The organism is Micromonospora sp. URMC 105 (assembly GCF_051386295.1).
GTDB lineage: Bacteria > Actinomycetota > Actinomycetes > Mycobacteriales > Micromonosporaceae > Micromonospora.
The window spans coordinates 10,942-34,780 of sequence record NZ_JBPQTL010000060.1; the positions used below are offsets into that span (position 1 = coordinate 10,942).

Consider the following 23,839-nt stretch of genomic DNA (forward strand, 5'->3'; position numbering starts at 1 on the left):
AGGTGGGCCGGAGGCGGATCGGGCGAGCCGGGGGGGTCAGGGGGTGGGGGTGAGGCGGGTGCGGAGGGCGTCGGCGGCGGCCCGCTCGCTGCGCTGCTCCGTCGCGTACGCCAGGCGGACCGCCTCCTCGGCGCAGGCCAGCGCCTCGGCCGGCCGGCCGCAGGCGGCCAGCGCCTCGGCCAGCACGCTGGCCCCGATCACCTGGCTGCGCACGTCCTCGGCCGGCGCAACGACCGCGCGGCGGGCCCAGTCCAGCGCCTGCTCGCGCTGGCCCGCAGCGAGCAGGGCGGAGGCGTACCGGGCCATCGTCTGACGGCGGGAGAAGAGCAGCGTCGGGGCGTGCGCGGCGGTGGTCGCGACCGGGGCGAGCAGCCCGACCGCGGTGGCCGAGTCGCCGGCGGCGAGCCGGGCGGTGGCCAGCAGCACGCGGGGCGCGACCTGGGCCGGCGCCTGCGGGTTGTGCGGCTCGACGGCGGTCAGCACCGCCCGGGCGTCCCGCTCGGCGGTCTCGCAGTCGCCCAGGTCCAGCGCCACGAAGCCGCGCAGCGTGCCGGCCATCCCGGTGAGCAGCGGGTGCGAGGTGCGCTCGGCGTACGCGAGGGCGTCGGTGAGCAGGTCGACGGCGTGCTCCGGCTCGCCCAGGCCGCGGGCCACCACGCCCCGCACCACCAGGGCGAAGCCGCGCCCCCAGTCGTCGGAGACCTCGGCGAAGTCCCGGTACGCCCGGCGGGCCGACCGGTCCGCCTCGGCGATCTCACCCAGCTCGGCGCCGGCGAACGCCTCGACCGCGCGCAACGTGCCGACCGCCCACGCCTCGCCGACCCGCTCGCCGAAGGGCAGGAAGACGTTGGCCAGCCGGCACGCCTCCCTCAGCCGCCCGGCGAGCAGCCGGGCGAAGGCGGTGCTCCCGCGCAGCCACGCCCGCCCGTACGGGTCCTTCAGCTCGGCGAAGAGCCGGGCCGCCCGGCCGAGCACCGCGTCGGTACCGGCGAAGTCGCCCCGGGTGGTGGTCACCCAGGCCAGGTTCTGCAACGACCAGGCCTGCCCGCGCGGGTCCCGGGCGGCGAGGCTGACCTGGTACGAGGCGGCGAGGCGACTGCTGGCCTGGCCGAGCCGACCGGCGATGAAGTCGGCCATCCCGAGCCGGCGCATCGCCGAGGCGCGCAGGGTCGGCAGCCCACCGGCGGTGGCCACCTGCAACGCCTCCTGCCAGCAGGTCACCGCCCGGTCCTGGTCGCCGAGGGTCTGGTGGGCCTGCCCGGCGAGCAGGAGCGCGCTGGTCCGGGTGGCCGCGTCGTCGCCGGCGTTGGCCGCGATCTTCTCGGCGAAGGCGAGCGCGTCGCCCGGCCGACCCACCTGGAGCAGGGCCCGGGCGTGCACCACCCGGTCGGCGGCGGGCACCCCGTCGCGGGCCAGCTCGGCGGCGCGTTCGGCGTACTCGACGGCCATCGCCGGCTCCCCGGCGTGCATCGACCGGCGGGCGGCCCGGCCCAGCGCGGCCACGCCCAGTCCGGCGACCGTCCGGGCCGGCGCGTCGGGGCGGAGCTTGACCGCGTCGGCGAGCGCGGCGGCCCGCTCGACGTGCTCGGCGACGAAGTCGTCCCGGGCGGTGTCGGTGAAGCCGCCCGGCGGGGTCACCGGGCTGTCCGGCACCGGTTCCGCCCAGCGGGCCAGCGCGGCGTGCCGCTCGGCCAGCTCGGCCTTGCTCACCCCGGCGTACGCGGCCTCGCGCATCAGCGGGGTGGCGAAGGCGTACCCGGTGCGGGTGCGGTGCAGCATGCGGCGTTGCAGCAGCTCCTCGACGGCCCGCTCCAGTTCGACCGCGGCCACCGCGGCGGGGCGGCCGTCGCTCCCGGCGCGCAGCTCGCGCAGCGCCTCCAGGGCCCCGGTGGGCACGGTGTCGCCGACCACGGCGGCGTCCCGCAGCACCGAGCGGGCGTCCGGCGGCAGCGCGTCGATCCGGGCGGCGAGCACGGCGGCCAGGTCGCGGGAGAGCAGCCGGCTGCCCAGCGAGCCGGGGACCAGCCGCCAGCCGCCCGGGTTGCCGGACCCGCGCTCGGCGACCGCGGTGAGCGCGCCCCGCTCCATCAGCAGGGTGACCAGCTCGGCCAGGTAGAACGGGTTGCCCTGGGCGGTGGCGAGGAGCCGGTCCGCGTCGGCCTGCGGCAGCCGGCCGCCGTTGAGGTAGGTGGTGAGCAGCCGGGCCGCGTCGGCGCCGCGCAGCGGCGGCAGCGCGTGCACCTCGGCGTCGGCGACCCGGGTCAGCGCCCCCGCGGTACGCACCAGCTCCGGCCGGCCGAGCAGCAGCACCAGCACCGGGCCGGTGAGCCGGGACAGCGTCAGTCCGAGCGCGCTGATCGTCTCGGCGGTGGCGTCGTGCAGGTCGTCCACGACGATCACCAGCGGCGCCTCGGTGGCCAGGGCGCTGAGCAGCCCGGCGACCGCGTTCGGCACCGCCTCGGCGTCGGCGGGCACGCCACCGGCGGTCCATTCCCCGTTGTCGGTGGCGCTGCCGTGCCCGCCGGGCAGCTCGGCGTACCCGAGCAGGGCCAGCAGCTGGTCGGTGGCGAGCGGGGTGGTGCCCTGTCGGCCGAGCCGCTGGCCGAGCCGGCGCAGCCGCTCCTCGACGGCCGGCCGGGTGAGCGCGGTGGAGGCGTCGTTGGGCAGGCCGACGGCGGCCCGGACCAGGTCGGCCAGCGGGGCGAGCCGGCGCCGCTCGCCGAAGGCGGCGCAGCGTACCGAGAGCACCCGGGCGCCGGTGTGCGCGGCGTACCGGCCGGCGCCGACGTCGTAGCCGGCGGCGAGGCGTTCCACCTCGGCGGCGAAGCGGGACTTGCCGATGCCCGCCTCGGCGGTCATCAGCAGCACCCGGGGCTCGCTGCGGTCGATCACCTCGGCGAGCCGGCCGGCGATCCGCCCGATCTCGGTCTCCCGGCCGACGAAGGGCGCCTCGTCGCCGAGACCGGAGCGGGTGCCCGGGGCGTCCAGGAGCCCCAGCAGCTCGTACGCCTCGACCGGCTCACGCTTGCCCTTGAGCCGCAGCGGGCGCAGCGCCCGCCAGGAGGCGACGTGCCGGGTGGCCGCGGAGGTCCGGGCGCCGGCGTACACCGCGCCGACGGCGGCGGCGTCGGCGAGCCGGGCTGCGGTGTTCACCGTGTCGCCGATGACGGTGTACTCGATGGCGGCCTGGATGCCGGCGATCACGTCGCCGGTGTTCAGGCCTACCCGCAGGCCGAGCGGAGCGCCGCCGCCCCGCTCGTCGTCGAGCACCCGGCGGACCGCCCGCTGCATGGACAGCGCGGCGCGGACCGCCCGCTCGGCGTCGTCCTCGTGGGCGACCGGTGCACCGAAGACCGCCATGATCCCGTCGCCGGTGAGCTTGTCGACGTGCCCGCCGAAGGTCTTGACCGCCCCGGCGAGCGCGGCGAGCACCCGGTCGGTGACCGCGCCGACCCGTTCCGGGTCGAGATCCTCCGACCAGGAGGTGAAGTCGGACAAATCGCCAAAGAGTACGGTGACCACCCGCCGCTCGGCGGCGGGCAGGGTCGCCGCAGCGGGCAGCGCGGCGCCGCAGTTGTGGCAGAAGCGGGCGCCGGGCACGGCCACGGTGCCGCACACGGGGCAGGTCACGGCTGCTCCAACTCCGTACCCCCGGTCCCGGATTCCCGGGCGGCGACGCCCAGGTACTCCAGTTGGGCCCGGACCGACCATTCGGCTGCCCACCAGAGCGACCGGTCGACGTCAGCGTAGACCCGGGCGACGACCTCGGGCGCGGTGGTCGCGCCCGCGGCGACCGCCGCGCGCACCTGGTCGAGCCGGGCCCGGCGGTGGGCCAGGTAGAACTCGGCCGCCGCGCCGCAGTCGGCCAGCGCCGGGCCGTGCCCCGGCAGCGCCGGGATCCCCCGGTACGCGGAGAGCAGTTCGAGGCTGGCGAGGTAGTCGCCGAGGTGCCCGTCGGGGTGGGCGACCACGGTGGTGCCGCGGCCGAGGATGGTGTCGCCGGTGAGCACGACCCGCTCGTCGCCGTGCTCGGCGAGGAAGCAGACCGAGTCGGCGGTGTGCCCGGGGGTCGGCACCAGGCGGACGGTGAAGCCGGCGGCGTCCAGCGGGGCGTCCGGGGTCAGCGGCGCGGCGCCGATGGTGTGGGCCGGGTCGGCGGCCCGCACGGCGGCCCCGCCGAGCAGGTCGGCCAGGCGGGCGGAGCCCTCGGTGTGGTCGGGGTGCCCGTGGGTGATCAGCACCGACCCGACCGGGCCGTGCGCGGCGATCCGGCCGAGGTGGTCCTCGTCCGCCGGGCCGGGGTCGATCACCACGGCCGGGGCGCCCGGGGCCGCCCGCAGCACCCAGGTGTTCGTCCCGTCCAGCGTCATCGGCCCGGGGTTGGGCGCCCGCAACAGGGTCACCCAGCTCGGCAGCCCGTCCGCGAGCGCGGCCACCGGCCCCGTCACATGCCCGCCCATGGCTGCGATCGTACGACCCCGCCCGCCACTCCCCGCGATCTTGCAGGCGCCGCCGCTGGTTTATGGCCGTTCGCGGCTTTCCCTGGGGCCGCGCGCTGCAAGATCGCGGGGTGACGGGTCAGGAGACCTCGACGATGACCTCGATCTCGACCGGCGCGTCGAGGGGAAGCTCGGCGACGCCGACCGCGGAGCGGGCGTGCCGGCCGGCCTCGCCGAAGACGGTGCCGAAGAGTTCCGAGGCGCCGTTGACCACGCCGGGCTGGCCGGTGAACCCGGGCGCGCTCGCGACGAAGCCGGTCAGCTTGACGATCTTGACGACGTTCTCCAGACCGACCAGCGCGTCGACCGCCGCGAGAGCGTTCAGCGCACACCGCTCGGCGAGGTCCTTGGCCTGCTCGGCGGAGACCCCGCCGCCGACCTTGCCGGTGGCCAGCAGCTTGCCCTCGGCCATCGGCAACTGACCGGAGACGAAGACGTGCTGGCCGGACTGCACCGCCGGCACGTAGCTGGCCAGCGGAGGCACGACCTCCGGCAGGGCCAGACCGAGTTCCGCCAACTTCGCGTGGGGCCCGTTGCTCATGCCGCTGCGCCCTTCGGACGCTTCAGGTAGGCGACCAGCTGGTCCGGGTTCGGGCCGGGAACCACGGCGACCAACTCCCAGCCGTCCTCGCCCCAGTTGTCGAGGATCTGCTTGGTCGCGTGGACCAGCAGCGGGACCGTGGCGTATTCCCACTTCTGCATCGGTGGAAGGCTCCCTTGCCTGGCGTGGACTGGTTTCCAGGCACAGCCTACGGTCCGGACGTGGGCCGGGGCGCGGGACGCTGCTCGGGGGCGGTCGGCACCTCGCCGCACGGGCCCTCGTGGTCGTACGGCTGCGGGCAGCGGGACTTGTCGGGCAGGAGCAGGTCGCAGAAGACCCGGTGCCGGTTGTTCTGGTCGTCCGCGGTGGAGACGGTGGTCTCGCCGGCGTCCAGCTCGGGCAGGAAGCCCAGCGAGACCGCCACCGTGCCGGCCAGGGCGGTCGCCGCCGACAGGTCGGCCACCCGGATCGGCAGGTGGATGACGTAGCCGGGCTCCTCCTCGTCCCGGCCGCCGCCGCGGTTCAGCATGCGCAGCACCTCGTTCGGCTCGGCGCAGCGGCGGTACGACCGCTCATTCATCGGGAGGCCGCCGGCCGGCCCGTCCGCGTCCCTCCGGTCGGCGAGCCGGCCTGCCCGGTCGCCGGGCGGGAACTGGGCTCGAGCGATGTTGTCCGCGTCGCGCATGTACTGCCTCCGGGCCTCAAACCATGAACTGACCGCCGCCTCGAATCGGGATCCACCGCCCGACCCGCTCCCCCGCCGGCACGAACGTAGGACCGATGCCTGGACGGCCACAACGGGACGCGCATGGTTGATCACGTGGAGTCACATATGCGACACATGCCCCGTCCGGAACGTGACCACACGGGCCGAGGGCTCGTGAACGCCTGCACCCCGGCGCGCCCGGCGACCGCTACCCTTCTGCCTCGGACGGGCGGAGCGACGCCGCCCGCCACGCCCGAACCCGTGTCCACGCCCAGGGCGGCGGGGACGCCCATCCCCCGGGGGAACCACATGACCCAACCGCCGAACGACGGGCCGACCGGAACGCCGGACACCCCCGCGCCCGAGAGCACCGGCCCGATCTCCTCCGACGGGTCCGGACCGGGCGCCATCCCGCCGCCCCCGGCCGCGTACCCGGCGTACCAGGCGCCGGTCGCCAAGCGCCGACGCGGCCTGCTCATCGTCTCGCTCGTACTGGCGGCGGCCGTCCTGCTCTGCGGCGGCGGCGGGACCGCGGCCTTCCTGGCCCTGCGGAACACCGAGGACGGCGAGGGCGCGAAGGAGCCGGCGGTGGCGGTGGAGAACTTCCTGACCGCCGTCTACCGGGACCGGGACGCGAAGAAGGCCGCCGAGCACGTCTGCTCCGACGCCCGGGACCAGGACAAGCTCGACGCCAAGGTCGCGGAGGTGCAGAAGTACGCCGCCGGCTACGCCAACCCCCGCTTCCGCTGGGCCAGCCCGAAGGTGGACAACCAGAACGGCGACCGGGCCACGGTCAGCACCAAGGTGACCATGACCACCGCCGACGAGAAGGTCGCCGAGCAGTCGCTGCGCTTCACGGTCGTACGCAAGACGGGTTGGTGGGTCTGCGAGGTGGCCTGACGCCGCCGGGTGGATAGGCTCGACGGGTGCGAGCAGCAGCAGAACGGCCGGCCGAACCGGCCCACCCCGGCTGGCCGGCCCGTCTGCACGTGGTCACCGGCAAGGGCGGCACCGGCAAGACCAGCGTGGCGGCGGCCCTGGCGCTGGCCCTGGCCGCCGGCGGCCGGCGCACCCTGCTGGTCGAGGTCGAGGGGCGGCAGGGCATCGCCCAGCTCTTCGGCACCGAGCCGCTGCCGTACGAGGAGCGGCACCTCACCGACGCCCCCGGCGGCGGGGAGGTGCGGGCCCTGGCGGTGGACGCCGAGGAGGCCCTGCTCGAGTACCTCGACATGTTCTACAAGCTCGGGGCCGCCGGGCGGGCGCTGCGCAAGCTCGGGGCCATCGACTTCGCCACCACCATTGCGCCGGGGCTGCGGGACGTGCTGCTCACCGGCAAGGTGAAGGAGGCCACCACGCGCACCGCCGGGCAGCGGCGCGTCTACGACGCGGTGGTGCTGGACGCGCCGCCCACCGGGCGGATCGGGCGCTTCCTCAACGTGACCGCGGAGACCGCCCGGCTGGCCAAGGTCGGCCCGATCAAGACCCAGAGCGAGGGGGTCTCCGCGCTGCTGCGCTCCCCGATGACCGCGGTGCACGTGGTCACGTTGCTGGAGGAGATGCCGGTCCAGGAGACGGTCGACGCGATCGCCGAGCTGACCAAGCTGGGCTTCGGCGTCGGGCGGGTGATCGTCAACGGTGCCCGGCCGCCGGTGCCGGCCGGGCGCGAGGTGACCCAGGCGGAGCTGAAGCGGGGGCTGCTCGCCGCCGGGCTGCCGGCCGACCGGGCGACCGTGGTTGGCCTGGCCGGCGAGGCACGGGACCAGCAGGTCCGGCGCGAGCTGGAGGACTCCCTCCGCACCGACCTGGTGGAGCTGAGGCTGCCCCTGACCGAGCTGCCGCTGCTGCCCGACGGGGTGGACCGGGCAGGGCTGGAACGCCTCGCCGAGCTGCTCGGCCGGGCCGATTGACTCACACCTGACCTCGGCGCGGGCGCGCGGACCCCACCGGCCCGATACGCTCGATTGGTGCCTTCCGAAGACGCGGCGCCCCGGCTGGACGTCGACCAGATCCTCGCCGACCCCGGCGTGCGGATCGTCGTGTGCTGCGGCGCCGGCGGGGTGGGTAAGACGACCACCGCCGCCGCGCTCGCGCTGCGGGCGGCCGAGCGGCACGGCCGGCGCACCGTGGTGCTCACCATCGACCCGGCCCGCCGGCTGGCCCAGTCGCTGGGCCTGACCGAGCTGGACAACACCCCGCGCCAGGTCAAGGGGCTCGACATCGAGGCCAGCGGCGGCGAGCTGCACGCCATGATGCTGGACATGAAGCGCACCTTCGACGACGTGGTGCTGCAGCACACCGATCCGGCGAAGGCGGCGGAAATCTTCGCCAACCCGTTCTACCAGGCCATGAGCTCCACCTTCGCCGGCACGCAGGAGTACATGGCGATGGAGAAGCTGGGCCAGCTGCACGCCCGCGGCGAGTGGGACCTGATCGTGGTCGACACCCCGCCGTCGCGCTCGGCGCTGGACTTCCTGGACGCCCCGGCCCGGCTCTCTCGTTTCCTCGACGGGCGGATGCTGCGGCTGCTGCTGGCGCCGGCGCGCAGCGGGGGGCGGAGCATGTTCAGCTTCGTCACCGCCAGCTTCGGGATGTTCTCCAAGGTGGTGCAGAAGGTGCTCGGCGCGCAGCTGCTCACCGACCTCTCCGGCTTCGTCGCCGCGCTGGACTCGATGTTCGGCGGCTTCCGGCAGCGGGCCGAGCAGACGTACCGCATCCTGCAGGCGCGGGAGACGGCGTTCCTGCTGGTCGCGGCGCCGGAGCCGGACGCGGTCCGGGAGGCCGCCTACTTCGCGGGTCGGCTGCGCGAGGAGCGGATGCCGCTGGCCGGCCTGGTGCTCAACCGGGTGCACCGGCCGGCGGTGCCCGACCTGGGCGCGGCGGAGAGCGCCGCCGCCGCGGCACGGCTGGCGGAGCTGGGCGGCCACGAGGCGACCGTCGACGTGCTGCGGGCCCACGCCGCGCTGGCCCAGCAGGCGGTACGCGAGCAGCACGTGGCGGCGCGGTTCACCGAGGCGTTCCCGTCGGTGCCGGCGGTGTCGGTGACGGCGCAGCCCGCCGACGTGCACGACGTCGACGGGCTGCGGACGATCGGCGCGGCGATCAGCCGGCCGTGACCGGCGTCAGCCGGCGGCGGTGACCAGGACCTTGTCCTTGCCGGTCTTGTCCTTGGCGTTCTTCTTCATCGCGGCCTCGAACATCTTGCGCCAGCTCGTCACCTGCGGGTGCCGGCGCAGCAGCGCGCGGCGTTCGCGTTCGGTCATGCCACCCCACACCCCGAACTCGATCCGGTTGTCGAGCGCGTCGGCCAGGCACTCGTACCGAACTGGGCAGCTCCGGCAGATCCTCTTCGCCACGTTCTGTTCGGCGCCCTGTACGAACAACGCGTCCGGGTCCCCGTTCTGACACGCCGCCAGTGACGGCCAGTCAGTGATCATGCCCATGTGTACACGTCCCCCCTTGCAGTACCTACCGACCTCGTGCGACCAGCCGTGAATTCCCCCCGGTCGTCCGGCCCGTTCCTTCCCCAAGGAGGCACGGACGACGTGTGGCTCTGTCGCCGCCACCATCATGCTCTGTAGTCGCCTGATTACGCAACGTTGTCGGCGAAATCCATCATTCCGGACACTCCCGGCTTACCGGGCCTTCGCCCGCCGCTTACCCGGCCCGAGTAGGTGAAAACGCTGCGGAGGTTCCACCGTTCGGTGGAGACTCGCGGCAGGTCACACGCAACCACGGACCGGGGGTCGTGCGTTTAGCACAACGAGGTCGGCGCGCGCAGGAAATGGGGAAAGAACGCCCCAGCGCCCCTCGTTCCCTACTCGCGTACCCTGTCGAGGTGACCTGGATGCGGAAACGTGACCACAATGTGCTGACCAACGCCGCATCGCTGCTTGTCTGTGGCCTGTTGGCCGGCGTGGTGGTCGCGGCGGCGGCCTTCCCCGCGGTGGCGATGTCCGGCTTGGCGGCGAAGGCCGGAGCGCAGACCTTCGGCGCGCTGCCGAAGGAGCTGACAGTGGCCCGCGCGCCGCAGATCAGCTATCTGCTCGCCTCCGACGGCAAGACCCCGCTGGCGACCATGTACGACGAGAACCGTCGGGACGTGAAGCTGCCCGACATCGCGCCGGTGATGCAGAAGGCGATCATCGCCGCCGAGGACCACGACTTCTACAAGCACAACGGCGTCGACCTCAACGGTGTGGCGCGCGCGTTCGTCAACAACCAGTCCGGCACCAGCTCACAGCAGGGCGCCTCGACGCTGACCATGCAGTACGTCCGCCTGGCGATCGCCTACTCGGCGACGCACCCGGCCGACGTGGTCGCCGCGACCGAGGACACCAGCGCCCGCAAGCTGCGCGAGATGCGCTACGCGATCCAGATCGACAAGGAGTTCTCCAAGGACGAGATCCTGGAGCGCTACCTGAACATCGCCTCGTTCGGCAACGGCGCGTACGGCATCTACGCCGCCAGCCAGGTCTACTTCGGCAAGCCGCCGAGCAAGCTCAAGCTCGAGGAAGCCGCGATGCTGGCCGGCATGGTGAAGGCGCCGACCACCAACGACCCGACCACCCGCAGCGGCCGCCCCCTGGCCCTGGACCGGCGCAACTACGTCATCGACAACATGGTCAAGATCGGCGCCATCGGCCAGCAGGAGGCCGACGCCGCCAAGGCGGCCCCGATGGTGGTCAAGGACAAGCGCACCCCCAACGGCTGCGTCTCCACCAACGAGAAGGGCTGGGGCTTCTTCTGCGACTACTTCTACCGCTGGTGGATGCAGCAGGAGACCTTCGGCTCGACCACCTACGACCGGGAACGCCGGCTCAAGAGCGGCGGCTACACCATCATCACCACCCTCGACGCCCAGGCCCAGCGCGGCGCTGACAAGGCGGTCCGCAAGGCCAAGAAGGAAGGCGCCAAGGAGGCGGCCATGGTCGCCGTGGTCGAGCCCGGCACCGGCCGGGTCCGCGCCCTCGCGGTGAACCGCTCCTTCAAGATCGACGACCCGAAGAACCCGAAGAACAAGATCTCCAGCGACCCGGCGAAGGCCAAGAAGAAGATCCGCGGTAACTACCCGAACACGGTCAACCCGCTGCTCACCGGCGGCCAGGGCATCACCGGCTACCAGGCGGGCTCGACCTTCAAGATCTTCACCATCGTCGCCGCCCTGGAGAAGGGCATTCCGCTCGGCTACACCATCAACGCCCAGCAGCGGTTCAAGTCCGAGTACATCATCGACAGCAGCTCCCCGGCCGCCTGCCCGGGCACGCACTTCTACTGCCCGACCAACTCGACCGGCAAGGCCGGCGGCCCGCTGAACATGTGGAGCGCCTTCTCCCAGTCGACCAACACCTACTTCGTCCCGCTGCAGCAGCAGGTCGGCGCGGAGAACGTGGTCGACGCGGCCAAGCGCCTCGGCATCCAGTTCCGGGCGGCCAACGACGCCAAGTTCGCCGGCACCAAGGACTCGGCGCACCAGTGGGGCGCCTTCACCCTGGGCGTCTCGCAGACCACCCCGCTGGAGCTGGCCAACGCGTATGCGACCCTCGCCGCGGACGGCAAGTACTGCGAGCCGATTCCGGTACAGGAGATCAAGGACCCCGAGGGCAACAAGCTCGACATCGCCAAGCCGCGCTGCGAGAAGCGGGTCAGCACCGAGGTGGCCCGGGCCGCCGTGGACGCCGCCCGCTGCCCGGTCGGTGACAACTCCTCCACCAGCAAGTGCGGCGACAGCCGTACCGCCCGCCAGGTGAAGACGACCGTCAAGGCGCCGGTGGCCGGCAAGTCCGGCACCACCGACTCGGAGAAGACCGCCGCCCTGGTCGCGATGACCAAGCAGTACGCAGTCGCCGGCATCATGGCCGACCCGGACTGGCCGCAGACCAACGTCAAGATGAAGCACAACCAGCCCGACGGCATCAACCCACCGGTCATCGAGACGCTCCGCGACGCGATGGAGGGCAAGGACCGGATCAACTTCGAGCCACCGGGCAGGAAGATCTCCGAAGGCGACCAGCGCTCCATCCCGAGCGTCACCTGCCAGGACCTGAACTCCGCCAAGTCCCGGATCAACGGCGCCGGGTTCGAAGCGGTCGTCTCGGACATCAAGGTCACGTCGAACTGCCCGCCGGGCACGGCCGCCGGCACCAGCCCGGAGGGCCGGACCATCAAGGGCGGCGTGGTCACCATCCAGGTGAGCAGCGGCGGCGGCACTACGCCCGGCACGGCCACCCCGGGCGGCGGCCCGGCGGCACCGCCGGGGACGGGACGACCCCCCGGCCGACCACGCGGCTGACGTAGGCAGACGAACGGGCGGGCACCCTGCGAGGGGGTGCCCGCCCGTTTCGCGTACGCGGATCAGAGGCCGAGCTGTCGGCGTACCTCGGCGGCCACCCGGCCCCCCTCGGCCTGGCCGGCCACCGCGGCCTGGGCCGCCTTCATGGCCGGGCCCATCTGCGCCTTGCCGGTGAAGCCACCGGCGGCGAGCGCCCCCGCGACCAGCTCCGACAGCTCGTCGTCGGAGAGCTGCTTGGGCAGGTAGCGGTCCAGCACCTCGCCCTCGGCGGTCTCCTTGGCGGCCTGGTCACCCCGGCCCGCCTCGGCGAAGGCGGTGGCGGCCTCACGCCGCTTCTTCGCCTCCTTGGTCAGCACCGCGAGCACCTCGTCGTCGGTGAGCTCGCGCTTGGCCTTGCCGGCGACCTCGGCCGTGCCGACGGCCGCGAGGGCCATCCGCAGGGTGGAGGTGGTCAGCTCGTCGCGCGCCTTGAGTGCGGCGCGCATGTCGGCAGTGAGGCGGTCCTTCAGCGTGCTCATGGACGGTCAAACTACCCTGAACGCCATGCGAAAGCGCACACTATTCCGCCTGGCCGCCGGAACCGTCGCCGCGGGAGCGGCCACCCTGGCGTACGCGTCGCTCGTCGAGCGCAACATGTTCACCCTGCGGCGGTACGACGTGCCGGTGCTGCCGGCCGACGCGGAACCGCTGCGCGTGCTGCACCTGTCGGACCTGCACATGATGCCCGACCAGGCGCGCAAGCAGCAGTGGGTGGCGTCGCTGGCCGCCCTGGACCCGGACCTGGTGGTGGTCACCGGCGACAACATGGCCCACCCCGACGCCGTCCCCGGCGTGCTGCGGGCCCTGCAACCGCTGCTCGACTATCCGGGCGCGTTCGTCTTCGGGTCGAACGACTACACCGGGCCGGTCTGGAAGAACCCGTTCACCTACTTCCTGCCCGACCGGGAGTACACCGAGGGCGCCGCGCTGCCGTACGAGGAGCTGCGGGGCGTGTTCACCGGAGCCGGCTGGGCGGACCTCAACAACGCCCGTACGTCGGTGAAGGCCGGGGGCCGCCTGGTGGAGCTGGTCGGCGTGGACGACCCGCACATCGAACGGGACGACTACGAATCCGTGGCCGGCCCGGTCTCCGCCTCGGCCGACCTGACGATCGCGCTGGCGCACTCCCCCGAGCCGGCGCTGCTGGACCGGATGGCCGCGGACGGCTTCGGCCTGCTGCTCGCCGGGCACACCCACGGTGGCCAGGTCTGCGTGCCCGGCTACGGGGCGCTGGTGACCAACTGCGGGCTGCCCCGGTCGATGGCGCGCGGGCTGCACCGCTGGCCCGGCTCGGACTCCTGGCTGCACGTCTCCGCCGGCCTGGGCACCCACCCCACCGCCCCGGTGCGGTTCGCCTGCCCGCCGGAGGCGAGCGTGCTGACCCTCATCCCGCGCTGAGGCTCGCCGCCTCCGGCGTGTCGCGCCCGGTCGAAGGGGGCCTCGGGAGCCCTTTCGAGCTGATGACGTGAATGACTCAGGAGGACGACCCTGGCTGCGGCGACGGCCCGGACCGGGGCCGTCACCGCGGCGGGCCGGGTGGAGGGGGTACCGAGTTTGACCATCGGACCGGGTGGGCTACTATTTGTCGGCACGCCTCGGGGTGTGGCGCAGCTTGGTAGCGCGCTTCGTTCGGGACGAAGAGGTCGTCGGTTCGAATCCGGCCACCCCGACCAGAGGTAAGTGAAGGTCAAGGCCCCTCCACGGAGGGGCCTTGACTCGTATCGGGGTCCGCCGGCTCCCCGAGCGGCAGCGGGAACGCGGCGGACGACGCCACGGCCCAGGACAGGGAAGGGCCCGGCGGTCCGACCGGGTGGTCGGTCCGCCGGGCCCTTCCGGCGTACGTCAGAGCGGGCGGTTCGGCTCGCTGACCGGGCCACCCGGGTAGGTGGTCGCCGTCGGCTCGGGCACGACCTCGACGTCGGTCACCACGTACTCGGTCTCGGTGGTGGTGGTCGGCGTGCGGTCCTCGTCGTCGCCGTCGCGGTGCTTCGCGGCGGCGAGCCCGGCGGCGACCGCGGCACCCGCGGCGGCGGCACCGGCCGCGACCGCGGTACCCGAGACACCGGCCTTGCCGCTGTCACCCTGCGACGACGCCGCGTGCGCGACGCCCGGCGTACCCACGCCGTGCCCCTCGCCGACCGAGCCACGCCAGGCACCGGTCTCGGCGCCCCGGGACTCGATGAAGCTCTTGAACTTCTCCAGGTCCGACTCGGCCTGCTTCTCGACGATGTTCAGCTTGTCGCCGGCCTTCTCGACCAGCCCCTCCGGCTCGTACTCCAGGTGCAGCCGGACCATCGTGCGGCCCGCGCCCACCGGCTGGAAGTAGACCGCGCCGGCGTTGGTCGCGCCCTCGGTCGCCGCCCAGGCGACCTTCTGGTCCGGCACCTGCTCCAGGACCCGCGCGTCCCACTCGCGCTTGACCCCGCCGATCTGGGCGACCCAGTGCATCCGCTGGTCGTCGAGCTGGCGCACTTCCTGCACCCCACCCATGAAGCGGGGGAACTCCTCGAACTGCGTCCACTGGTTGTAGGCGGTGCTGACCGGGACGTCGACTTCGATCGACTTCTCGACCACGGTGGTCATGGCAATCCTCCTCGTTCCGGTCGACCTCCCTCCACGCGGGAGGGAGCAGCGTTCTCGTCCACTGAAATCCCTACCCCCGGACGGGCGGCTCAACCGAAAAAAGGCCGAAGCCGGCGTCACCCGCTGGTCACGGGGGACGCCGGCGCCGGTGGTACGTCAGGACGCGGGCGCGCCCGGCGCGCTCGGCCCAGTGACCCGTCAGGTTGAGCACCTCGGCGGTGGCTGCCGGACGGCCGGTACGCTGCGACGCCGGCACGAGGGCGATCTTCTCGGCCGGATAGAGCTGGCCGGCGAGCGTGCGCCCTCCAGGCCGACGGGCTGCCGGGTATCGACGATGCGCTGCGGCCCGAGCGGCCGTAACCGTGGGTGCCGCCGGAGGCGGCCGGGACGCACCGTTCGGCGGTCGGGCAGGCGGCGTCGGCGATCAGCGTCCGGGTGGTTACGCTCGGCTTTCGGTCGGCGCGCCTGGCATTGTTGACGGCATGATCGCGCTGATTCGATCCCGTTTGACCAACTGGACCGTATTCATACCCATCCTCGCGGTCGTGCTGCTCATCCTCACCTGGGGTCGCGACCTGCCCGGGGTCGTGGTCGCGCTGGTGGCCGCCTTGCTGGCCGGCGCGGTGCTCGCCGCCGTCCACCACGCCGAGGTGGTCGCGCACAAGGTCGGTGAACCGTACGGCTCGCTGGTGCTCGCGGTCGCCGTGACCGTCATCGAGGTCGCGCTGATCGTCACCCTGATGATCAGTGGCGGGGAGAAGGCCCAGTCACTGGCCCGGGACACCGTCTTCGCCGCCGTCATGATCACCTGCAACGGCATCCTCGGGCTGTCCCTGCTGATCGCCGCGTTCCGCCGCCGGGTGGCGGTGTTCAACTCCGAGGGCACCGGCGGGGCGCTGGCCACCGTGGCCACCCTCGCCACCCTGAGCCTGGTGGTACCGAGCTTCACCACCAGCCGCCCCGGACCCGAGTTCTCCCCCGCCCAGCTGGCCTTCGCCGCGGTGGCGTCACTCGCCCTCTACGGCCTCTTCGTCATGGTGCAGACCGGCCGGCACCGCGACTACTTCCTCCCCGTCGCCCGCGACGGCAGGCTGCTGGACGCCGACGGCGACCAGCACGCCGACCCGCCGTCGACGCCGACCGCGCTGGCCAGCCTGGCCCTGCTACTCGTCTCGCTGGTCGCCGTGGTCGGCCTGGCGAAGACCGTCTCCCCCGCCATCGAGGCGGGCGTCGCCGTCGCGAACCTTCCGCAGTCCTTCGTGGGCGTGGTCATCGCGCTGCTGGTGCTGCTCCCCGAGACCCTCGCGGCGGCCCGGGCGGCCCGGCGGGACCGGGTGCAGATCAGTCTCAACCTCGCCCTCGGCTCCGCGATGGCCAGCATCGGTCTGACCATCCCCGCGATCGCCCTCGCCTCGATCTGGCTGGAGGGGCCGCTGCTGCTCGGCCTCGGCGGCACCCAACTGGCCCTGTTCGCGCTGACCGTGGTGACCGGGGTGCTGACCGTGGTCCCAGGCCGGGCGACCGTGCTCCAGGGCGGGGTGCACCTGGTGCTGCTGGCCGCGTTCGTCTTCCTCGCCGCGAGCCCCTGACCGACGGGTCCGCCATGCACGGCGGCCGCGCCCCCGGTCGGGGGCGCGGCCGCTGTCGGAACAGGTCAGTACTGCGGTGTGATGAAGACGCCCGCCTGGTCGACGACCGTGTGGGTGGTGCCCGAGCTGCTGTTGTACAGCTTCAACCCGCCGTCGGTCCCGACGATGGCGAGGTTCGACGCGGTCTCGCCGGCCACGAAGTTGACGTTCGACACGGTCGGCCGCACCTCGTCCGCCGGGTGCGCGATGAGGACCCCCGAGGCGGTCGGCCCGGTGACGGTCAGGTTCGCCACCACCGCGGCGGGCGTCACGCAGCAGGCCAGGTTGCTGGCGTTCGGCGCGACGGTGATCGTCTCCCGCGGCTGGAGCGGCGTGGTGCCCCGGTTGTACACGCCCGTGCCGTCCCGGGTGTCGGCGATCCGCAGCGGCCCGTTCGGCACGTAGCTCAGCTGGCCGTCCGGCCCGAAGTGGCCGGCCAGGTCCGCGATCACGTGGGTGCTGCCGGAACTGGCGTTGTGGATGTTCAGCTTGAGGTCCGTCACCGGCACGATCACCAGGTTCGGGATGGTCTGGCCGGTGACGAAGTTCAGGTTCGACGCGGTCGGCACCGCCGAGCCGTACGGGAAGAGCTTCAGCACACCGTTGGCCTGCGGGCCGGTGACCGTGACGTTGAGGACGACCGCGGTGGCGGCCGGGGAGACCTTCAGGTCCAGGTCGAGCAGCCGGGTGCTGTTCGGTGCGAGCGCGCCACCCGCGGTACGGGTGTCCAGCACCCGCTTCGGGGTGCCGACGGCGAAGCCCTGCCCGGCGGCCCCGTACCAGCCCTGCAGGTCGGCGATCACGTGGACCGTTCCGCTGCCGCTGTTCCGGAACCTGAGCTTTCCGTTGGTCATCGGCACGGTCACCAGGTTCGGCACCGTCTCCCGGGCCACGAAGTTGACGTTCGATGCGCTCGGCACGCCCTGGCCGTCCGGGTAGACGGTCAGGAACCCGTTGGCCGTCGGCTGGGTCACGGTCACGTTCAGGACCACCGCGCTGATGTCCGCGGCCGGCACCGCGCCGATGCTGTCGATCGGCAGCACCACCTCGGAGTTCGCCGGGACCGGAGTGGTGGTGGGCACCCCGATCGCCGACCGGGTGTCCAGCACCCGGGTCGGTGCCATCGCCGTGTAGTGCGCGCCGAGCACCACGCACGACCGCGAGTCGTTGCCTTCGCTCGACCGGTAGTCGGTCCAGCTGGCACGCACCCGCACGCAGGTGCTCCCTGCCCGCCGGAACCGGTGGTCCGCGTCGAGCGACGACCGGGCGGTCCGCCAGAGGGGGGAGTCGTCGTACTTGTAGGCGAACCCGCCGCCCGGCCCGTCGGTCGTCCACTGGAATCGCGTGCTGGCCCGGAGCTTGGTGTCGAGCGGGCCTGCGCCGATCGTCCGGTGCAGCGGCTCGATGTTCGCGCTGGCCCCCTGGATCCGCTCGACCGCGCCCCGGTCGTGGTAACCGTTGCCGGTTCCGGTGTTGTTCCACGTCGGATCGTCGGCGTGCGGATTTCCGAAGAGGTCGGTGGCCGGTACGCCACGGGCGGTCGCGTCGGCCGAGTCCACCGCCGGTGAGCTCTGCTTCGCCCGGATGTAGCCCCGGTCCCCGCCCGCAGCGGGGTCGAGCAGCGGGTCGGCGACGATGTCGTGCCCGCCCTGACCGGTGGCGGCCCGGAACTCGTCCAGGGCCGGATAGGTGGTGCCGGCCCACGCGTACGGGGCCCAACCGGCGGTCGGGTGGATCAGGTTGTGATGGCTGACGGTCTGCGGCACCGACTCCGCCGACACCGCGATGGCGGCCTGCGCGACCGGCTTGGCGCAGGGCGCCTGATCGGCGTAGGGCTTCACGATGTTGTTCACGATGACGGTGCCGGGCGAGGTGCCGGTGACGTCGATGCCGGGGCCGCAGTAGGCGAGGACGGTGTTGTTGGTGACGGTGGTGCCGGGGGCGTCGGTGAACACCATGCGGCCGGCGGGAAGCTGGTTGGCGACGACCGTCGTGCCGGTGACGCCCGCCTCGACCGCCAGCCCGACCTTGGCCAGGCCGTGCAGCCAGTTCCTGCTGACGGTCACGTCCCGGGACGCCCCGGCGATCCGTACGCCCAGCGGGCCGACCCCCTGGCGGACGGCCCCGCCGTCGAGGGTGACCCGGGACGAGCCGTCGACCATCACGACGGGTGCCGTGCCCGTGCTGTCGCCGTAGACGGTGAAGCCCTCCACGACCACGTCGTGCACCTGACTGAAGGTGAAGATCGTGCCGGTGACGGAGCTGGTGTTGAAGCGGCCGACCCGCACCATCGCTTCGGGCAGGTTGACCGCCCGGAACGTGATCGGTGCCGCCTCGGTGCCGGACCGGGTGAAGGCGACCGTCTCCAGGTAGGCCCCCGGCTGCACGAGCACGGTCTGGCCGGGCTGCACGACGGCCGCGGCGGCCGAGATGGTGCAGAACGGCGCCTCCGCGCTGCCGTCGCCGTCCGGTGCGCAGGCGGTGCTGCTGACGTGCAGCTCCGAGCCGGCCGAGGCCGCCGAGGCGGCGGTCGGCGCGGGTGCCGCGACGGCGGCGGGCGACGGCGGCGCCACCAGGCCCGCGGCCCCGATCAGGGGTACGAGCGCGAGCAGGGATCGGGCAGGTCTTCTCATGGACACCCCGTGATTACGAACGAGTGACGTGCCGGGGCAGCGTACCCCGGTCGATGTGTCGCGGACGGCCGCCGACCGGCCGATATCGACGGTGAGACGGGTCCGGGCCGACCGTCCGGGCGGACGGTCGGGCCGGAGCCTCGGGATCAGGAAGCCGGGGCGATGAAGTACCCGGACTGGTCGACGATCGCGTGGGTGTAGCCGCTGCTGTTGTTGAACGCCGCGACCTGACCGTTCGCGCCGACCTTGACCACGGCCAGGTTCGAGGCGGTCTCGCGGGCGACGAAGTTGACGTTCGACGCGGTCGGTGCCGCCTCGTCCGCCGGGTACGCGGTCAGCACACCCGCGGCCGTCGGCGCGGTGGCGGTCAGGTTCAGCACGGCGGCGGTCGGCCGCGGGCACTCGAAGTCACACCCCGTCGCACCCTGCACCGGGAACGGCGCCTTCTGGTACCTGCTGAGCGGGCCGGCGACCACCTTGACCCAGCCCGAGTCGTCGCGGGTGTCGGCGATCCGGACCGGCCCGGACGGCACGTAGAGCTGGTTGGCGCCGGACGCACCCGAGCCGAAGTAGCCCGCCAGGTCGGCGACCACGTGGGTGGTGCCGGCGCCGGCGTTGCGGATCATGACCTTGCCGGCGACCACCGGCACGATCACCAGGTTCGGGATCGTCTGCCCGGCCACGAAGTTGAGGTTCGAGGCCACCGGCACCGGCGAGCCGTCCGGGTAGACCTTCAGCACGCCGGCCGTGGTCGGCTTGGTGACCGTCACGTTCAGGATCGCCGCCGTCGCGTCGGCCGGAAGCCGGCCGGCGAAGTCCAGCTGCCGGTCGGCGTTCCCGGCCACCGGCGTCGACGTCCGGGTGTCCAGCACCCGCACCGGGCTGAGCGGCTTGAAGCCGGAGCCCTGCCGGCCGTGGAAGCCCTGCAGGTCAGCGACCAGGTGCACGGTGCCGCTGCTGGTGTTGCGGAAGCGGATGCCGTCACCCATCGGCACGGTGACCAGGTTCGGCACGGTCTCGTTGGCGACGAAGTTGACGTTCGACGAGGTGGGCAGCGGGGTGCCGTCCGGATAGACGGTGATGAAGCCCGACGCCGTCGGCCTGGTGACCGTGACGTTGAGGACCAGCGCGGTGATGTCCCGGGCCGGCACGCCGCCGACGCTCGGCACCGGCAGGACGACCTCACCCTTCGGCGGCACCGCCGTGGTGGTGGCGGTGCCGATCGCCGCGCGCGTGTCCAGCAGCCGGGTCGGCGCCACCGGCGTGTAGAGCGCCCCGACCGTCGTGCAGTGCGAGTAGCTGTACTCGGCGGCCACCCGGAAACCGGTGAAGCTGGTCCGGGTCGCCACGCAGGCCGGCCCGCCCCGGCGGAAGGAGTGGTCGCGCGTCCGGGCGTCGGTCACCCGCCAGAACTTCTCGTCGCCGAACTTGTACGCGATGGCGCCGCCGTCACCGTCGGTCGGCCAGGCGTACTGCGGGGCGGCCATCGCCGTCACGGCCAGCGGGTCGTTGCCGCGCTTGCGCTGGATGCCGATCTGGCCGCCGATCACGCCGCCCTGCGCCTCGATCGCACCCCGATCGTGGTAGCCGCTCCCGGTGCCGGTGTTGGCGACGTGGGGGTTGTCGCTGCGCGGGTTGCCCAGCAGGTCCGTGCGGGTCACGCCCTTGGCCGAGGCGTTGCCGGAGTCGACCGCCGGCGAGTTCGACTCCAGTGGGAACCAGGGCCGCACGCCGCCCTTCTGAAAACCGAGCAGCGGGTCCGCCACGATGTCGTGCCCGCCCTGCCCGGTCGCTGCCCGGAAGGCGGCCAGATCCTGGTACGTCGCGTCGCCCCAGGCGTAGAGGGCACCGCCCGTGATCGGGTCGATCAGGTTGTGGTCCAGCACCGTGCCCGGCACGGACGCGGTCGAGACCGCGATGGCGGTCGCGTTCGCCGGGGTGCTGCACGCCTCCCGGCTCCGGTTGGTGCGCACGATGTTGTTCTCGATCGACACGCCCGTCGAGGCCCCGGTCACGTCGATCCCCCGGCCACAGTTCGTGAGGAGGGTGTTGTTGGTGATCACGGTGCCCGGCGCGTCGGTGACCCGGAGCCCGGAGTAGGCGAACTGGTTGTTGGTCAGCACCGTCCCGGTGACTCCCGGGGCGACCACGAGGGTCGGCACGCCGGCGGGCACGCTCCCCAGCCAGCTGCGGCTGACGGTGACGTCGGCCGACGCGCCGGTGACCTGGACGGCGCCTCCCGGGGCGCGTGTCCCGAGGACGCTGACCCCGTCGACGGTGACCCGCTGGACCCCGTCGACGACCAGGGCGGGCTGGTCGCCGGGGCTCACCAGCCGGAAGCCCTCGATCGCGACGTCGTGCACGCCGGAGAGGGTGAAGACGATGCCGGTCACGGCCCCGCTGGTGGTGTTGCCGACGACGACCTGGCCGTCCGGGCCGTTGACCGCCCGGAAGGTGATCGGCGCGCCATCGACGCCCGAGCGGGTGAAGGCGACCGCCTCCGGGTAGTTGCCCGACTGCACCAGCACCGTCTGCCCGGCCTGGGCCACGCCCGCCGCCGCCGAGATGGTGCAGAACGGCCGGTCCATACTGCCGTCGCCGCCCGGCGCGCAGTCCTTGTTGCTCACGTACAGCTCGTCGGTCACCGCCTGGGTGACCGGTGCCGGCGCGGCGAGCGCCGCGGGCGCCGCCGGGACCACCAGGCCCGCGCCACCGACCAGTGGTACGACCGCGAGTCGTACCCACGCACGTCTGTTCATCAACCGCCCCCGTGACAAGTCGATCATGTTTGCCCGGAGCGTATCGGGACGACTGCCGCTCTCATCAGCGCCGATCGGTCGGTGCCCTCACCCGTTCGGCCAGCGCCGCAACGGGTAGCGGCCACGGTGCCGGGGGCGTCACCGACCCGCACGCCGCCGCAGGAGAGCTGGTTGTTGCCCACGCCCCTGGTCGTCCGGCCCGAATGGGTCAGTCGTGCCGCTCGGTGCGCTCGATCTCGGCGAACGCCGCCGCCAGGTAGCCCTCGACCGGCCGGCCCGTCACCGCGAGCAGGTCCGCGACGAGCAGCGGCGCGTGCCGGGCGACGGCCGCCGGATCGGGCGGGGAGTCGTCCTCGCCCGCGTCGTAGACACCGAGCGCGGAGGCCAGCAGGACCAGCACGACGTGCGGGTCGACGTCCGGTCGCCAGGGGGCCACCGACCGGACACAGTGCTCCAGCACCTGCCGGACGTCGTCACCGTCCAGCCCGTCCGGGTGGGTCTCCTCCAGCAGCAGCCGCACCACCGCCCCGAGGACCAGGCCGGAGCGCTCGGCGCCGGCGAGCCGCGCCGTCGCCACCTCGTACGCCTCACCGTCGCAGGCCTTCACGGCCTCGACGGCGTCGGTGGCCGCGCCGGCGATCTCGCGGGCCGGGGCGGGCAGGTGTCGCCAGGTCACGCTCACCGGGCCAGCATGGCAGAACCGACCGACAGCCCGGTGGGCCGGAGGCTCCGTCTCCGCCGCCAGTCGTGCATCGGCCAACCGGCTGGCGTACGCGGCGGCGGCCGACCAGGCGGCCGCGACGCCGACGCCTCGGGTGGCGTACGACAGCAACGTCACCGTGGTCGACGCCGGGTGACGGTCAGCGGTCCCGCCGCAGGCTACCGCGGAGCCGGCTGCGCGGCGGCCCGGCGACGTGCGTTCGGTCACGCCCGGGGCGGGCCCAGACGCGGGGGCCGCGGAAATCCCGTCGCGGCCTGTCGGACCCGCTGGACAGAATCGCGGCATGCTGCGCCGATCCCTCCCCCGCCGTCCGGAAGCCCGACGCATCCTGCTCGGCACCCTGCTGTCGGCGATCGGTCGCGGCCTCACCCTGCCGTTCCTGTTCATCTACCTGACCGACGTGCGCGGCCTCTCCGACCCGCGGGCCGGCCTGGTGATCGGCTGGTACGGCGCGGTCACCCTGGCACTCTCGCCGCTGGGCGGGACGCTGATCGACCGGTTCGGCGCCCGCCGGGTGGTGCTGCCGTCCCTGGTGATCGAGGCGATCGGCACCGGGTCGCTCGCGCTGGTCGACTCCACCGCCTCCGCGTTCGGGGTGGCCACCGTGATCGCGATCGGCGGCTCGGCGATCTGGTCCGGCCAGAACACCATCCTCGCCTCGCTCACCGCCGACGACGAGCGGCAGCGGGTGTACGGGTTGAACTTCGCCCTGCTCAACCTCGGCATCGGGGTGGGCGGACTGACCTCCGGCGCGATCGTCGACGTCGCCCGGCCGGCCACCTTCCAGCTGATCTACCTGCTCGACGCGCTCACCTACCTGACGCCCGCGATCATCCTGCTGACCCTGCCGCACGTCGGGCGCCGGCTCGCCGCCGCGACGGCCGGTGCGAAGACGCGCGGCGGGGGCTACCTCACCGTGCTGCGAGACCGACCGTTCCGCCGCCTGGTGATCTTCGGCCTGGTGCTCACCACCTGCGGGTACGCCCAGATCGAGGTGGGCTTCACCGCGTACGCCGTCCGGGTCGTCGAGGTGACTCCGAGGGTCGTCGCCTGGGCGCTGGCCGGCAACACCGTGATGATCGTGCTCTCCCAGCTGCTGGTGATCCGCCGGATGGAGGGGCGCAGCCGTACCGGGGCGCTCGCGGTCGTCGGCGCGGTCTTCGCGACCGCCTGGTTGACCCTCGGCGCGGCCGGCCTGATCGGCACCGGCAACGCGCTGGTGGCGGCGCTCGGCGTGGTGGCCTGCGCGGCGATCTTCGGGTTCGGCGAGACCATGCTGTCGCCGGTGATGCCGGCGCTGACCAACGCGCTCGCCACCGACGAGCTGCGCGGCCGGTACAACGCGATGAGTTCGATGATCTTCGGGATCAGCGGGGTGATCGGCCCGGTCACCGCCGGTCCGCTGATCGGCGCGGCCGACGGAAAGGTCTGGGTGGCCGTC

The 23,839-nt window shown here is 73.2% G+C and carries 17 protein-coding genes, 1 tRNA gene and 1 pseudogene; 8 read left to right on the forward strand and 11 right to left on the reverse strand.

The features are described from left to right. Window positions 1-36: 36 nt before the first annotated feature. The 5 genes from ACSNN7_RS19190 to ACSNN7_RS19210 all read right to left on the reverse strand — a co-directional run bounded on the left by ACSNN7_RS19190 (window position 37) and on the right by ACSNN7_RS19210 (window position 5,725). Entirely contained in the window at window positions 37-3,630 is a 3,594-nt protein-coding gene (locus ACSNN7_RS19190; RefSeq protein ID WP_436682206.1) for an adenylate/guanylate cyclase domain-containing protein, read from the reverse strand. Further along, window positions 3,627-4,460, reverse strand: a complete 834-nt coding sequence (locus ACSNN7_RS19195; RefSeq protein WP_436682207.1) for an MBL fold metallo-hydrolase — start codon at window positions 4,458-4,460, stop codon at window positions 3,627-3,629. Before ACSNN7_RS19195 ends, ACSNN7_RS19190 begins: the two co-directional genes overlap by 4 nt. 118 nt (window positions 4,461-4,578) lie before the next feature. Next, the gene (locus tag ACSNN7_RS19200) at window positions 4,579-5,040 is read right to left on the reverse strand and encodes a RidA family protein (protein ID WP_436682208.1); all 462 of its coding nucleotides are present in this window, start codon (window positions 5,038-5,040) and stop codon (window positions 4,579-4,581) included. Next, window positions 5,037-5,201 (reverse strand): hypothetical protein, encoded by a 165-nt coding sequence (locus ACSNN7_RS19205; protein ID WP_436682209.1) that lies wholly within the window; start codon window positions 5,199-5,201, stop codon window positions 5,037-5,039. Before ACSNN7_RS19205 ends, ACSNN7_RS19200 begins: the two co-directional genes overlap by 4 nt. Window positions 5,202-5,248: 47 nt before the next feature. Further along, window positions 5,249-5,725 (reverse strand): hypothetical protein, encoded by a 477-nt coding sequence (locus ACSNN7_RS19210; protein WP_436682210.1) that lies wholly within the window; start codon window positions 5,723-5,725, stop codon window positions 5,249-5,251. A 330-nt stretch (window positions 5,726-6,055) separates the two neighbouring features. Between ACSNN7_RS19210 and ACSNN7_RS19215 the strand changes: the two genes are divergently transcribed. Genes ACSNN7_RS19215 through ACSNN7_RS19225 form a run of 3 tightly spaced genes read left to right on the forward strand, consistent with a single transcriptional unit; the run spans window position 6,056 to window position 8,859 of the window. After that, on the forward strand, window positions 6,056-6,646 hold the full coding sequence (locus ACSNN7_RS19215) for an Rv0361 family membrane protein (protein ID WP_436682211.1): 591 nt from the start codon (window positions 6,056-6,058) through the stop codon (window positions 6,644-6,646). A gap of 26 nt (window positions 6,647-6,672) precedes the next feature. Further along, a complete protein-coding gene (locus ACSNN7_RS19220; protein WP_436682212.1) occupies window positions 6,673-7,653 on the forward strand; it encodes an ArsA-related P-loop ATPase in 981 nt (326 codons plus the stop codon). Between the two features lie 54 nt (window positions 7,654-7,707). Beyond that, a complete protein-coding gene (locus tag ACSNN7_RS19225) occupies window positions 7,708-8,859 on the forward strand; it encodes an ArsA family ATPase (protein ID WP_436682213.1) in 1,152 nt (383 codons plus the stop codon). 6 nt (window positions 8,860-8,865) lie between these two features. On the opposite strand, the gene ACSNN7_RS19230 is transcribed toward ACSNN7_RS19225, so the two are convergent. After that, entirely contained in the window at window positions 8,866-9,186 is a 321-nt protein-coding gene (locus tag ACSNN7_RS19230; RefSeq protein WP_088959889.1) for a WhiB family transcriptional regulator, read from the reverse strand. Window positions 9,187-9,590: 404 nt separating this feature from the next. Between ACSNN7_RS19230 and ACSNN7_RS19235 the strand changes: the two genes are divergently transcribed. Continuing rightward, entirely contained in the window at window positions 9,591-12,035 is a 2,445-nt protein-coding gene (locus tag ACSNN7_RS19235; protein WP_436682214.1) for a penicillin-binding protein, read from the forward strand. Between the two features lie 62 nt (window positions 12,036-12,097). Here the strand turns inward: ACSNN7_RS19235 and ACSNN7_RS19240 are convergent, their stop codons facing one another. Next, complete coding sequence (locus ACSNN7_RS19240; RefSeq protein WP_334455742.1) at window positions 12,098-12,553, reverse strand: GatB/YqeY domain-containing protein; 456 nt, start codon at window positions 12,551-12,553, stop codon at window positions 12,098-12,100. A gap of 25 nt (window positions 12,554-12,578) precedes the next feature. On the opposite strand from ACSNN7_RS19240, the gene ACSNN7_RS19245 reads away from it, so the two are divergent. Further along, window positions 12,579-13,472, forward strand: a complete 894-nt coding sequence (locus ACSNN7_RS19245) for a metallophosphoesterase (protein ID WP_436682215.1) — start codon at window positions 12,579-12,581, stop codon at window positions 13,470-13,472. Between the two features lie 198 nt (window positions 13,473-13,670). After that, a tRNA-Pro gene (locus ACSNN7_RS19250) sits at window positions 13,671-13,747 on the forward strand. 463 nt (window positions 13,748-14,210) lie between these two features. Here the strand turns inward: ACSNN7_RS19250 and ACSNN7_RS19255 are convergent. Continuing rightward, window positions 14,211-14,657 (reverse strand): annotated as a pseudogene (locus tag ACSNN7_RS19255) (SRPBCC family protein); the annotation flags it as partial. Between the two features lie 482 nt (window positions 14,658-15,139). On the opposite strand from ACSNN7_RS19255, the gene ACSNN7_RS19260 reads away from it, so the two are divergent. Beyond that, window positions 15,140-16,246, forward strand: a complete 1,107-nt coding sequence (locus ACSNN7_RS19260) for a calcium:proton antiporter (RefSeq protein WP_436682216.1) — start codon at window positions 15,140-15,142, stop codon at window positions 16,244-16,246. A 65-nt stretch (window positions 16,247-16,311) separates the two neighbouring features. On the opposite strand, the gene ACSNN7_RS19265 is transcribed toward ACSNN7_RS19260, so the two are convergent. The 3 genes from ACSNN7_RS19265 to ACSNN7_RS19275 form a co-directional block, all read right to left on the reverse strand. Then, window positions 16,312-18,918, reverse strand: a complete 2,607-nt coding sequence (locus ACSNN7_RS19265; protein WP_436682217.1) for a hypothetical protein — start codon at window positions 18,916-18,918, stop codon at window positions 16,312-16,314. A 146-nt stretch (window positions 18,919-19,064) separates the two neighbouring features. Continuing rightward, complete coding sequence (locus ACSNN7_RS19270) at window positions 19,065-21,677, reverse strand: right-handed parallel beta-helix repeat-containing protein (protein ID WP_436682218.1); 2,613 nt, start codon at window positions 21,675-21,677, stop codon at window positions 19,065-19,067. 208 nt (window positions 21,678-21,885) lie between these two features. Beyond that, window positions 21,886-22,359, reverse strand: coding sequence for a hypothetical protein (locus ACSNN7_RS19275; RefSeq protein WP_436682219.1), 474 nt, complete (start codon window positions 22,357-22,359; stop codon window positions 21,886-21,888). A gap of 322 nt (window positions 22,360-22,681) precedes the next feature. Here ACSNN7_RS19275 and ACSNN7_RS19280 point away from each other — a divergent pair. Further along, on the forward strand, window positions 22,682-23,839 hold a 1,158-nt coding region (locus tag ACSNN7_RS19280; RefSeq protein WP_436682220.1), incomplete at its 3' end, for an MFS transporter.